We start from the raw sequence: 12,621 nt of genomic DNA, 5'->3' as shown, positions 1-12,621 counted from the left end.
GTTGGCTGTTAGAACTCAATCTGTACGAGTGCCCACACAGATGATTGCTTTATATTGTTAAAGAACGTTTTGAGTCGCTTTAGCGTCTCAAGGGATGCGAATAATACACCCTTTATTTTTCGAGTCAATACTTTGTTTTAAACTTTCTTTTGGAAGATTTAAAACCGAAGTTTTATTTAACTCTCTGAGTAGTCCGTGCCTCGCTATGCGTTGGCGTTTCCCGTCTCAGTGGGGTCGCATTATAGGGAGCGGCGAATTTTACGCAAGCGTTATTTGCATAAAATAGTAATTAAAATTAAGCCCCAAGCAAGCGCACACGATAAGCACAAGTTACCCACAAAACCCTGTTGATAACCCTGTTTTTGAACTTTAAAACTAAACACTTTTATCCTGATGTGATAAGTTGCGGTCACTTTTTTTAACTCATGTATTTAGGCAGTATCCATGACAGACATAATAAATAGTATAAGTGCCCTTCTATGGGGCCAAGTTCTCGTCTACTTATTAATAGCAGCGGGCCTCTTCTTTACTTTTCGACTAGGCTTTATTCAGTTTGTGCAATTTCCACATATGTTCAAAGTTATGTTTGGCTCTCGTAAATGTGCCGATAATGAAATTTCATCCTTTCAGGCTTTTTGTACTTCATTAGCAGCTCGTGTCGGTACTGGTAATATGGCGGGTGTTGCTGTTGCCTTATACCTAGGTGGGCCAGGTGCTATTTTCTGGATGTGGCTTATTGCATTAATAGGTATGGCTACAAGTTTTGCCGAGAGTACTTTGGCTCAGGCTTATAAAACAAAAGATGCAGATGGTAATTTTAGAGGTGGCCCTGCTTATTATATGCAAAATGGTTTAGGCAAACGTTGGATGGGGACTTTATTCTCGTTATGCTTAATTTTAGCCTTTGGTTTAGTATTTAACGCCGTACAGTCAAACTCTATTGCTGCAGCATTTGAAGTCGCGTTTGATGTGCCTAAGTATATAGTAGGTATTTGCTTGGTTATTGGCTCTGGTATTATTATTTTTGGTGGATTGAAAACGATTTCTCGTTTTGCCGAAATGGTTGTGCCGTTTATGGCATTAGCTTACTTATTAGTTGCCCTTTACGTATGCGCTATTAACTTCACTGTATTACCTGATGTAATTTTCCTTATAGTAAAAAGTGCTTTTGGTATTGAACAAGCTGGTGCAGGTGCAATTGGTTATGGTGTTACGCAAGCTATGATCCAAGGTATAAAGCGTGGTTTGTTTTCAAACGAAGCTGGTATGGGTAGCGCAGCTAATGCCGCTGCAACTGCAACGCCTTACCCTCCTCACCCAGCATCACAAGGTTATGTGCAAATGCTAGGTGTATTTATTGATACTATTGTTATTTGTACAGCGACTGCTTCTCTTATTCTGTTATCGCAGCAATTAGTACCTGAATCTGGTGTTATGGGTATTGAACTTACACAGGCAGCATTACAAGAACATGTTGGCGACTGGGGTACTTACTTTATTGCCATTGCTATATTGTTTTTTGCTTTTACTTCTATTGTGGCTAATTACTCTTACGCTGAAACAAATTTAATGTTTTTAGAGCACAACTCTAATAAAGGGATGTTTATCTTTAGGCTTGTTGTTTTGGGTATGGTGATGTTTGGCGCGGTTGGTGAGCTTGGTTTAATTTGGACGCTAGCCGATATATCAATGGGCTTAATGGCTATTGTAAACGTTGTAGCGTTATTTATGCTTTCAGGCATTGTTGTATGGTTATCGAAAGATTATAACGAGCAACGCAAGAAAGGCCTAATACCTACCTTTGATAAGAGTAAACATCCAAAACTTGCTAAAGAGGTCGATCCCGAGGCCTGGAAATAAACAATAAACAGCGAGCTACGGCTCGCTTTTTTAGTTCTAAAAATAAAAAGTCCTGACACATAACACTCGATCATTTATAACTAAAAGCTGTTACGGACGATAAGAACTGTATAGACATTATCTGATTATCAGCCTAGACAAGACAACCTACAAAAACAGATGCTTAATGCCCATAACTCTAGACTTACTATTACCCGCGATTTTTAGCTTCCAATGAGCATGTTGCACCAACCAATTCGACAACTATACCAACCTGCATAATTCTCTGAGCAATTTAACGAATTAAATTGCCTATAACGTCGTTAAAAATTTTTTATTTACGACTGCATGGATGCAGGAGGTAGAGCAATGCAGGGAGCAATTGCCGAGAACAGCTAGATAAAAATTTTTGCATAGATCTAGCGTAATTTTCTTAAGCTTAAATAGACCCCATATATAAGTGGATTGGTATTATTTTATGCTACCAGCACATGAGTGTTTGAACTTTGCCTTCAAGATTATTTGCTCTCGAGGTGTAAATTACTTCATTGTTTTAAATTTTTTAAAGCTAATGGCCTACTTTACTGGTTGGTATCATAAGTCTATGGCGCTTAGTTCAGTTCAAAGTGTATTCTATTAGCATTAAGCATTGTATGTCGTTAAGGGTTGCATGGCTGGTCTATTTGAGACGTTATAGGATTGGGTTTGGAAATATTACATTATGCCTACTCATATATCTTTAATACGATAGATATACAAACTCATACTGAACTATCACACAACGCTATTATTGGGTAAACATGCATAAAATAGTGCATATCAAGATAATAGAAATCATAGAAATGAGAAATAAGGGTTTTACCGAATGTTTTATAGATACTAGAAGGATTTATTAGATGTTTTTTAAGCAGAGCGCTTAATATATAGATGGTGCCCGAGGCCGGACTTGAACCGGCACGACTTGTTAGTCGAGGGATTTTAAATCCCTTGTGTCTACCAATTCCACCACTCGGGCATCGAGTTTGCTAGTTAAAGCGTGTGGAGTAAATTATATGGAGGCGGAACCCGGAGTCGAACCGGGGTAAACGGATTTGCAATCCGGTGCATGGCCACTCTGCCATTCCGCCTAAATGTTTCCAAATAATTTGGAGCGGTACACGAGGCTCGAACTCGTGACCTCGACCTTGGCAAGGTCGCGCTCTACCAACTGAGCTAGTACCGCAAAATACTATTTTATCAACTTTAAATTATCTTGGTTAAATAACTTAAAGTGGTGCCCGAGGCCGGACTTGAACCGGCACGACTTGTTAGTCGAGGGATTTTAAATCCCTTGTGTCTACCAATTCCACCACTCGGGCATCGAGTTTGCTATTTAAAGCAAGTGGATAAAACTAATATGGAGCGGTACACGAGGCTCGAACTCGTGACCTCGACCTTGGCAAGGTCGCGCTCTACCAACTGAGCTAGTACCGCATCATATTAATTCTAAATTAACTATTTTTATAAATTACACTTGGTAATGTAATTAAACCACAAAGTGGTGCCCGAGGCCGGACTTGAACCGGCACGACTTGTTAGTCGAGGGATTTTAAATCCCTTGTGTCTACCAATTCCACCACTCGGGCATCGAGTTTGCTAATTAAAGCGTGTGGAGTGTTGAAATGGAGGCGGAACCCGGAGTCGAACCGAGGTAGACGGATTTGCAATCCGGTGCATGGCCACTCTGCCATTCCGCCCCAGTACGGGGTATTAACCTTAAGATAAACTTGGAGCGGTACACGAGGCTCGAACTCGTGACCTCGACCTTGGCAAGGTCGCGCTCTACCAACTGAGCTAGTACCGCATTTTATTTATCAGTTATTTGAATTAGCACATGATGATTTATGTGAAAATTCAGGTAACTAATTAATTACCGTTTCGTTTATCTCGGGGGCTATGCCCTCTCAACACGGACGCATTCTACAGAGATTATTAAACGCGTCAATACAAAAAATGCTAGTTTTGAACTGTTTGCTTGTTTTTTATCTAAAACGGTGCGTTATTATACATTTAGAGTCAATTTTTAGTCAATTCACCCCATGCTGCACGTAAATATTGCATCATAGAACTCAAGGTTAAAAAGGTCGCAATGTACAGCAATCCAAAACTTAAATAGTTCATCCACGTATCATATTGCCAAATCAAACCAATAATGGCTAACATTTGTGCAGCTGTCTTAATTTTACCCATGTTTGATACAGCGACATTACCACGCTTACCCTGCTCTGCCATCCATTCACGAAGTGCAGATATGATAATTTCACGGCTTATTATAATAAGAGCTGGTATTGTCATGTACATTGACTGGTACTGATCAGATAACGCTACAAGTGCGGCACATACCATTACTTTATCAGCAACAGGATCTAAAAAAGCACCAAAAGGGGTTGATTGCTCAAGCTTTCTTGCTAAGTAACCGTCTAGTATATCGGTGATTGATGCAAGCCAAAAAATAAAGGCGGCAGCAAAAAAAGCCCAGCTATAAGGCAAATAAAATATCACCAAAAAAACGGGGATAAGAAAAAGTCTAAATGTTGTGAGTGTGTTTGGAATATTCCACATAACTACTTGGATATGTCTTTTTTGCTATATTCGCATGTAGGGCTAGCCCTTGTCATGCAAATGGTTAAATATCTTCTCAGCCATGTCAGGGCTGATCCCAGGAACTTTCTTTAACTGTTCTATATTAGCAGCTTTTACTCCCTGCATGCCCCCTAAATATTTTAATAATGTTTGCCGACGCTTAGAACCGACTCCATTTATTTCTTCTAGTAGTGATTGCGTACGTTGCTTCTGGCGTTTATTACGATGCCCTGCAATTGCAAAACGATGAGATTCATCCCGTATATGCTGTATTAAATGTAGCGCAGGTGCATCTGAATCCATAGGAATGGTTTTTCGACCACCGTCAATTAATAGTGTTTCAAGGCCAGGCTTACGACTAGTACCTTTAGCAACACCTACTAACAAAGGCATTTTTGTATGTGGCCAGTTAGAAAAGTACTGCTCAGCGCGCCCTAACTGCCCTTTACCACCATCAATAAAGATAACGTCAGGGATTTTGTCTTCGTCTACTAACTTGTTGTAGCGTTTGTTAAGTGCAAATTCCATGGCAGCATAATCATCACCACCCGTTATACCCGTCACATTATAGCGTCTGTACTCTTTTGTATTTGGCCCTTGAGAATCAAATACAACACAACTTGCAACGGTGTTCTCCCCCATGGTGTGACTTATATCAAAACACTCCATTCGGGTTATATCGTCAAGTCGCAGTGTTGCTTTTAATTGTGCATAACGTTTATTAATAGAGTCTTGAGTACTTTGCTTAACTGCAATACTGTTTAAAGCATTTTTATTCGCTAATTGTAAGTATTGAGCGCGTTCACCACGAGTAACTACTTTAAATGTTACTTTACGTTCACTTACTTGTGTGAGTGCCTCACCTAATGCTTCGCTCTCTTCTATCTCAAACGGTAGTATAATTTCTTTTGCAATACGCCCTGTTGCTCCTGGCGCTAAATAATACTGACCTAAAAATGAGGTCAATATTTCTTGTTCACTCGAGTCTTTAGGGACTTTAGGGAAGTACGTTTTGCTTCCAAGCACCTTATGATCGCGGATCATTAATAAATGAATACCATTTAAACCATTTAAATGAGCAAAACCAACTACGTCCATTTCAGCAAAATTACCTGATATAGACTGTTGCTCCTGCATTTTACGCAGTAGCATTATTTGGTCGCGAACTTTTGCCGCCAGTTCAAAATTTAATTGTAGGCTGGCTGCTTCCATTTTTTTTATTAAATCAGCAATAACTTCGTGAGATTTACCCGTTAAAAACTTACGGACATAATCAACTTGCTCGCTGTAATCATCATCCGTGACTTTATTTACACACGGAGCTGAGCAACGCTTAAGTTGATATTGCAAACACGGGCGACTTCTTGCGCGGTAATAAGCATCTTCACATTGGCGAACAGGAAATATTTTTTGCATTAGGCGCAAACTTTCAGATACCGCACCAGCACTTGGGAAAGGCCCAAAGTACTCACCTTTAATTTTACGACTTCCACGATGAAACGCTAAACGAGGATGCTTATGATTAGTCAGTAAAATATAAGGATACGACTTATCGTCGCGCAATAATATGTTATAGCGAGGCTGGTATTTTTTTATTAGGTTATTTTCAAGCAGCAGTGCTTCGGTTTCGGTATTGGTAAGCGTGACTTCAATATCACAAATATTATTTACTAATACACGTGTTTTGCTATCGGTAATATTACTTCTAAAGTAACTACTTACACGTTTTTTTAAGTGCTTAGCTTTACCAACATAAATAACTTGGCTGTCACTATCAAGCATTCGGTATACACCGGGCTCGCTTGATAGTGTTTTAAGAAAATGTACGTGATCAAATTCAGACATAAATTATAGGTTAGTACGAAATATCTATATCAATCATTTTATGACGAATAGCTAAATGGGTAAGCTCAACATCACCACCTACATTTAACTTTTCAAACATACGGTAGCGATAGCTATTTACTGTTTTAGAACTTAAATTTAAACGCTCTGCTATATCTTGTGCTTTTTCACCTTTGGTGATCATAAGCATAATTTGCAGCTCTCGTTCAGATAAACTCTGAAAAGGATTTTCGTCTGTACGGCCTGTCACTTGCGCAAGCGCTATTTGCTGTGCAATTTCTGGTGCAATGTAACGCTGCCCCGCATGAACGCAGCGAATAGCGCGTACCATTTCATCAGAGCCTGCACCTTTAGTTAAAAAGCCGTGTGCACCAATTTGCATTACTTTGCTTGGAAACGGGTCTTCGCAATTAACGGTAAGCACAATAATTTTTACATCTGGGCAGTAACGACAAATCTTTTTAGTCGCCTCTAATCCGCCCATTCCTGGCATGTTCATATCCATAAGTACTATGTTAGGTGAATGCTGACGACAAAATTGTACCGCCTGCTCGCCATCTTTAGCTTCACCTACTACTTTAAACCCTCGTACGTCATCAAGAATACGCTTGATACCTGTTCGTACAAGTTCATGGTCATCAACTAAAAGTACATTAATCAATGGAACATCCTCACTTACCTTACAACATGCAATTTAATTAAATTAATTTGCCACAGTAACATACATAAAGCGAAACAATAACTAATATTATTGCCCCGCTCTAATAATTTAAGATGACGATTTTTCGCTAAATCGATCAACCCATAATGCAATGATACCATCACCTGTTACATTACATGCAGTACCAAAGCTATCTTGTGCTAAATAAAGTGCAATCATTAATGCAACCGCGCCTTCGTTAAACCCAAGCATACTTGTTAATAGCCCAAGTGCCGACATAACCGCGCCACCTGGCGCACCAGGAGCTGCAATCATTACTACACCTAACATCATAATAAACGGCAGCATACCTATTAATGAAGGGACTTCCATGCTTGGCGATAAAAACATAACAGCCATTGCACAGGTTACTATTGTTATAGTAGAACCTGATAAGTGAATAGTCGCGCAAAGTGGTACAGTAAAGTTAGCTACGTCTTCTTTTACGCCATTCGACTTACTTGATTGAAGCGATACTGGAATCGTTGCTGCACTTGACATAGTACCTAACGCTGTAAAGTAAGCTGGTAGCATATTTTTAACTAATTCGATTGGATTACGTTTTAATAGTATACCTGTCGCTATATATAAAACGCTTAACCATAACCAGTGCATAACAAGCGCTGCAATCAGTACTACGCCAAATGTTTGCAGTGTATCTACCACAGTGCCTGCCACTGTCATTTCAGCAAATACACCAGCAATGTAAAATGGTAAAGCAGGAATAATTACTTTCGAAAGTAAACTATCAACTACATCACGGCCCTGATCAGACACCTTTTTAAGCGTATCAAGCTCTAACTGGCTCATGCCTATCCCAAACACAAAAGCAGTGACTAATGCGGTCATAACGCCCATAAGTGGCGGGATTTCTAAATCAATAAAACTACCAATTTCGGTTGCTACTTCAGCTTCAAACGTAATACCACCGCTTAAAAATGGAATTACGGCACTCACTAATAAAAATGCAAGTGTACCGGCAATAATGGTAGAGCTGTAAGCAAAGCCAACTGTTTTACCAAGTAAATGCCCAGACCCTTTTGGAAGGCCAGCAATACCTGATGCAATAAAAAATAAAATAATAAGAGGAATGGTAAATGAGATAATTTGACCAATTAGCTCTTTTACTGTGAATAAAAGTTCAACACCAGTGATAGGTACGTAGAGTCCGACCAAAATACCGGCCACAATACCGGCAATTAATTTTAAGATTAACTTCATTTTGATTGCTTAATTGAATATAGATACGTGTTTTTATCATGTTTTAGGCACATTGTGTGATAAAACTATTCAAGTTACATTTATATGCACAAATAACACACAAAAGTGGCTCAATTTAACCTCTCTTTTGCATGTTTTATAATTTAGCTGAATTCTTGCTCTTTAATTTTTGAATTTAGCCCGCATCTTTAATAACTAAAGCACTGTAAATAATTGATTTTTATTTCACCAGGTTATAAGCCCAATAGATATATGTTATAGCCAAACTTTACTTTAGTTTTTTTAAACTCACAGTAAAGTGTATGTATAGTTAGTAGCAAAGGCTATTAGCACGTTGATCAGATTGTATCCAAAGGAACATTATGTCTACTATTTTTGAAGATAACTCACTAACTATTGGTAATACACCGCTAGTAAAACTTAACCGTGTTACGGGTGGGAATGTATACGCTAAAGTTGAATCTCGTAATCCAAGCTTTAGTATCAAATGCCGTATTGGTGCATCAATGATTTGGGAAGCTGAAAAATCAGGTCAGCTTGTTGAAGGTAAAGAACTTATTGAACCAACATCAGGTAACACGGGTATTGCACTTGCATTTGTTGCAGCTGCACGTGGTTACAAGTTAACGCTTACTATGCCTAATACTATGAGCCTAGAACGTCGCAAGCTATTAAAAGCACTAGGTGCAAACCTAGTACTTACCGACGGTGCTAAAGGTATGAATGGCGCAATTGAAAAAGCAAAAGAAATTCAAGCAACCGCACCTGATAAGTATATTTTATTACAACAATTTGAAAATCCTGCAAATCCTAAAATTCACTTTGAAACAACAGGCCCAGAAATTTACCATGCGCTTGACGGCAAAGTAGACTTTTTTGTAGCGGGTGTTGGCACTGGTGGTACTATTACAGGTGTTAGTCGTTACCTTAAAACAGAAAAAGGTTTAAACGTTAAATCTATCGCTGTAGAGCCAACTAACTCTCCAGTTATTAGCCAAACGCTTGCTGGTGAAGAAATTAAACCAGGTCCTCATAAAATCCAAGGTATTGGTGCAGGCTTCATTCCTGGTAACCTAGATATGGATTTAATTGATGCAGCTGAGCTTGTATCTAACGAAGATGCAATTGCAATGGCGCATCAGTTAATGAAAAAAGAAGGTATTTTAGTCGGTATTTCATCTGGTGCAGCGGTTGTTGCCGCTAAGCGAATTGCTGAAAAGCCTGAAAATGCTGATAAAAACATTGTTGTTATCCTACCTAGTGCCACTGAACGTTACTTATCAAGCCCAATGTTTGATGAAGAATTTAGTGAGCAAGAACTAGTACAATAATGAATTTTATTACGTTTTAAAAGGATGCTTTAGGCATCCTTTTTTATTATTTATTCTTCAATTATCTATTTATTACCCGCCATACCTTTACATCTTCATTGATAAACCACACACTTTAAAAAATTAATTAATAATAATTAACATGAAAAAAATTACGAGTTTATTAAGTTTTGTCATTTTACTGTTTTTAGCAGGCTGTGGAGATGACCTAAAAACACTTGGCGATAACCCTGGAGATACTGCCACCGCTTACTTTGATGCACTTTATAATCAACAAGACCTTCAAAAAGCCAGCACTATGGCAACACCAAATCTTACCCGCATAATGAAGTCATACGGGACGGCTAAACAATTTTCACGCAACTTAGTAAATATGCAGTACGATGAAGTAACCATTGAAGTTGATATGACCAATATGAGCGTACGTGAACAATACGGTGATAAGACTAAAATAAATCTTATTTTTACCGGTTACTTAAATGGCGATAAAATTGATGATTTTCGAAGTGTTAAAATGCTTCGCAAAAAGGGCAAATGGTACATAGATAAAATAATTGCAGACCCTTACGCTCGTTAGATAAAATAAATCTAAACTTAAATAAAAAGGCCTTACATATGTAAGGCCTTTTTAATGTTAGCAGTAGCTAACATTAACTAAAGCTCACCAGGTTGAAAGTTATCAACTGCAATGGCTTTCTTACGTAGCTTATTAGCATGATGCATTGCATCTGCATCAGTTTGCTCTAATAATTTATTTTCAAGCGCATAATTTATAGCACCTTCAATATCAAGCGTTGCAGGCACACTGCCCTTACGCTGCCATTGTTTTAAGTCTTTAAACTGCGCTTGCATATCATGCATAGCTAAAAATGCGCTTTCCATGACCCCTGTACCTGCATTTTCATCTACATAACATAAATGCGTTAAACGGTTTCTAAATACACCAGGTTGAGTCATACGCTCGCAAATACTTTGTGCTATTTCATCACTTGGTCTGTGGTAATGGTTTCCAAGCGGGAACACGATACGTTTAAGGATAAAATTAACAACCGGATTTGAAAAGTTTTTAAAGAAACCATTAAACGCTTGGCCTATTTCAAATAATGAGTTCTCAATTGCATATTTCACAAATGGTAAATCAGCTTGTTGGCGCCCTTCATCTTCATAACGTTTTAAAACAGTTGATGCTAAGTACAAATGACTTAATACATCACCCAAACGCGCTGATATCATTTCTTTACGTTTAAGCTCACCGCCAAGCATTAACATAGCCACGTCTGTGCAAATAGCTAAGCCTCGGCTCATTCGGCTCAGTTGCTTATAATAAATAGCCGTTTCACCACCTACAGGCGCTTTAGCAAAGTAGCTACGTGTTAAGCCATGCACAAATGCCATGCCTGCATTACTTGCTGCAAATAATATATGGTTCATTAATAAACCATCAAATTGTTCAAGTGCTGCGTCGTCATCTTCCATTGCAGCGGCTTCCATTTCTTTTAAAACAAATGGGTGGCAGCGCGTTGCGCCTTGGCCAAATATCATTAAATTACGCGTTAGAATATTCGCCCCTTCTACCGTAATTGATACTGGAATCCCCATGTAGCCATGCGCCAAATAGTTATTAGGCCCTACTTGAATTCCTTTACCTGAATGAATATCCATTGCATCATTCATTACCGTACGACCCATTTCTGTCATATGGTATTTAGCAATCGCTGTTACAACCGATGGGCTTAATTTTAAATCAATCGCACCTGCGGTCATTAATCTGCACGACTCAAGTGTGTAAGTTAAACCACCAATACGTGCAAGTGCCTCCTGCACGCCTTCAAATTGCCCAATTGATACACCAAACTGCTGGCGTACCATGGCATATGCCGATGTCATTTTTGAAGCTAAATGCCCAGTTGCTGCACTTAACGCTGGTAGTGATATACCACGCCCTGCACTTAAACACTCAACAAGCATTCTCCAGCCACGCCCTGCACACTCTTGTCCACCAATGATCCAATTCAGTGGTATAAATACATCTTTACCGTAAGTTGTGCCATTCATGAAGGCCATGTTAAGCGGATAATGACGCTCACCCGTTTCAACACCCGGATGATCGGTTGGTATTAGAGCACATGTAATGCCTAGCTCTTTCTTATCACTTAATAAAGCATCAGGGTCATACATTTTAAATGCTAAGCCGAGTACAGTAGCCACTGGTGCAAGTGTAATGTAACGCTTTGACCAATTTAAACGCAGGCCCATTACTTGCTCGCCATTGTGCTCACCCATACACACCACACCAGAATCCGGAATGCTGCCAGCATCAGAGCCCGCCTCTGGGCCCGTTAATGCAAAACAAGGAACATCTGTACCATTAGCTAAACTTGGCAGCCAACGATCTTGCTGCTCTTTAGTACCATAGTGAAGAAGTAACTCGCCCGGACCTAAGCTATTAGGCACCATAACAGTGACTGCGGCTGTTAAGCTTTTAGTCGAAATTTTTGACACTATCGTTGAATTAGCAATTGCGGAGAACTCACGACCGCCAAATTTTTCAGGAATGATCAGCGCAAAAAAACCTTCTGTTTTTAGGTAATCCCACACTTCTTTTGGTAAGTCTTTGTCTTTTTGTACAATTTGATAATCATCAAGCATCGCCAATAAGGTTTCTACTTGGTTAGCCATAAATGCGTTTTCTTTATCGCTAAGCTCTGGTTTAGGAAAGCGGTGCAGTTTTTGCCAGTCTGGGTTACCACTAAATAACTCACCATCCCACCAAACATCACCTGCTTCCATCGCCTCTCGCTCTGTTTGCGATAATGGCGGAAGCACCTTTTTGAACATTTTAAACGTAGGACGACTAATCAAGTTTAGGCGAATATCTTTAACCGCAAAAATAACCACCACCACGACCAGCAATATTATAAATATTAACATGCGCACATTCCTTACACATTGAATGAAAATAGTAACTTAATTATGACCCATCTTAATTTAAATACAATCATTGCACGACGAGTCGTGAGCCTTAACGCATTCATTTTATTGTTTTAAATATCACTGCTATTA

At 39.1% G+C, this 12,621-nt stretch carries 8 protein-coding genes and 8 tRNA genes; 3 read left to right on the top strand and 13 right to left on the bottom strand.

The window, feature by feature from the left end; genetic code table 11:
• The first annotated feature begins 444 nt into the window (after positions 1-444).
• Complete coding sequence (locus tag EU510_RS19390) at positions 445-1,860, top strand: alanine/glycine:cation symporter family protein (protein ID WP_149594789.1); 1,416 nt, start codon at positions 445-447, stop codon at positions 1,858-1,860.
• 907 nt (positions 1,861-2,767) lie between these two features.
• Here EU510_RS19390 and EU510_RS19385 read toward each other — a convergent pair.
• From EU510_RS19385 to EU510_RS19330, 12 genes are all read right to left on the bottom strand, one after another.
• Positions 2,768-2,854: transfer RNA gene (locus tag EU510_RS19385), tRNA-Leu, on the bottom strand.
• A 38-nt stretch (positions 2,855-2,892) separates the two neighbouring features.
• Positions 2,893-2,966: transfer RNA gene (locus EU510_RS19380), tRNA-Cys, on the bottom strand.
• Positions 2,967-2,985: 19 nt separating this feature from the next.
• Positions 2,986-3,061 (bottom strand) — tRNA-Gly (locus EU510_RS19375).
• A gap of 49 nt (positions 3,062-3,110) precedes the next feature.
• Positions 3,111-3,197: transfer RNA gene (locus EU510_RS19370), tRNA-Leu, on the bottom strand.
• Positions 3,198-3,236: 39 nt separating this feature from the next.
• Positions 3,237-3,312, bottom strand: a tRNA-Gly gene (locus EU510_RS19365).
• A gap of 65 nt (positions 3,313-3,377) precedes the next feature.
• Positions 3,378-3,464 (bottom strand) — tRNA-Leu (locus EU510_RS19360).
• Between the two features lie 37 nt (positions 3,465-3,501).
• Positions 3,502-3,575: transfer RNA gene (locus EU510_RS19355), tRNA-Cys, on the bottom strand.
• A 31-nt stretch (positions 3,576-3,606) separates the two neighbouring features.
• Positions 3,607-3,682: transfer RNA gene (locus EU510_RS19350), tRNA-Gly, on the bottom strand.
• Between the two features lie 212 nt (positions 3,683-3,894).
• Positions 3,895-4,440 (bottom strand): CDP-diacylglycerol--glycerol-3-phosphate 3-phosphatidyltransferase, encoded by a 546-nt coding sequence (pgsA, locus tag EU510_RS19345; protein WP_032827134.1) that lies wholly within the window; start codon positions 4,438-4,440, stop codon positions 3,895-3,897.
• Between the two features lie 42 nt (positions 4,441-4,482).
• Positions 4,483-6,306: an excinuclease ABC subunit UvrC gene (gene uvrC / locus EU510_RS19340; RefSeq protein ID WP_149594788.1), complete on the bottom strand. Its 1,824-nt coding sequence runs from the start codon at positions 6,304-6,306 to the stop codon at positions 4,483-4,485.
• 10 nt (positions 6,307-6,316) lie between these two features.
• Positions 6,317-6,967: a UvrY/SirA/GacA family response regulator transcription factor gene (uvrY, locus tag EU510_RS19335; protein WP_149594787.1), complete on the bottom strand. Its 651-nt coding sequence runs from the start codon at positions 6,965-6,967 to the stop codon at positions 6,317-6,319.
• A 108-nt stretch (positions 6,968-7,075) separates the two neighbouring features.
• On the bottom strand, positions 7,076-8,227 hold the full coding sequence (locus EU510_RS19330) for a dicarboxylate/amino acid:cation symporter (RefSeq protein ID WP_149594786.1): 1,152 nt from the start codon (positions 8,225-8,227) through the stop codon (positions 7,076-7,078).
• A gap of 362 nt (positions 8,228-8,589) precedes the next feature.
• Between EU510_RS19330 and cysK the strand changes: the two genes are divergently transcribed.
• Both cysK and EU510_RS19320 read left to right on the top strand, forming a co-directional pair.
• Positions 8,590-9,558: a cysteine synthase A gene (gene cysK / locus EU510_RS19325; protein WP_149594785.1), complete on the top strand. Its 969-nt coding sequence runs from the start codon at positions 8,590-8,592 to the stop codon at positions 9,556-9,558.
• 142 nt (positions 9,559-9,700) lie between these two features.
• Positions 9,701-10,135: a hypothetical protein gene (locus tag EU510_RS19320; protein ID WP_149594784.1), complete on the top strand. Its 435-nt coding sequence runs from the start codon at positions 9,701-9,703 to the stop codon at positions 10,133-10,135.
• A 77-nt stretch (positions 10,136-10,212) separates the two neighbouring features.
• Here EU510_RS19320 and EU510_RS19315 read toward each other — a convergent pair whose 3' ends face one another.
• Entirely contained in the window at positions 10,213-12,489 is a 2,277-nt protein-coding gene (locus tag EU510_RS19315; RefSeq protein ID WP_149594783.1) for an acyl-CoA dehydrogenase, read from the bottom strand.
• Positions 12,490-12,621: the final 132 nt, after the last annotated feature.

Source organism: Pseudoalteromonas sp. FUC4, assembly GCF_008370255.1.
In the GTDB taxonomy this organism is placed as follows: Bacteria; Pseudomonadota; Gammaproteobacteria; order Enterobacterales; family Alteromonadaceae; genus Pseudoalteromonas.
This window is presented reverse-complemented; position numbering and strand designations above follow the sequence as displayed.

What these genes read in the sequence shown, in the direction of transcription:
- EU510_RS19330 (WP_149594786.1), bottom strand. Translation starts at nt 8,227, where the DNA reads ATGAAGTTAATCTTAAAATTAATTGCCGGTATTGTGGCCGGTATTTTG.
- uvrC (WP_149594788.1), bottom strand. Translation starts at nt 6,306, where the DNA reads ATGTCTGAATTTGATCACGTACATTTTCTTAAAACACTATCAAGCGAG.
- cysK (WP_149594785.1), top strand. Translation starts at nt 8,590, where the DNA reads ATGTCTACTATTTTTGAAGATAACTCACTAACTATTGGTAATACACCG.
- EU510_RS19315 (WP_149594783.1), bottom strand. Translation starts at nt 12,489, where the DNA reads ATGTTAATATTTATAATATTGCTGGTCGTGGTGGTGGTTATTTTTGCG.
- pgsA (WP_032827134.1), bottom strand. Translation starts at nt 4,440, where the DNA reads ATGTGGAATATTCCAAACACACTCACAACATTTAGACTTTTTCTTATC.
- EU510_RS19390 (WP_149594789.1), top strand. Translation starts at nt 445, where the DNA reads ATGACAGACATAATAAATAGTATAAGTGCCCTTCTATGGGGCCAAGTT.
- EU510_RS19320 (WP_149594784.1), top strand. Translation starts at nt 9,701, where the DNA reads ATGAAAAAAATTACGAGTTTATTAAGTTTTGTCATTTTACTGTTTTTA.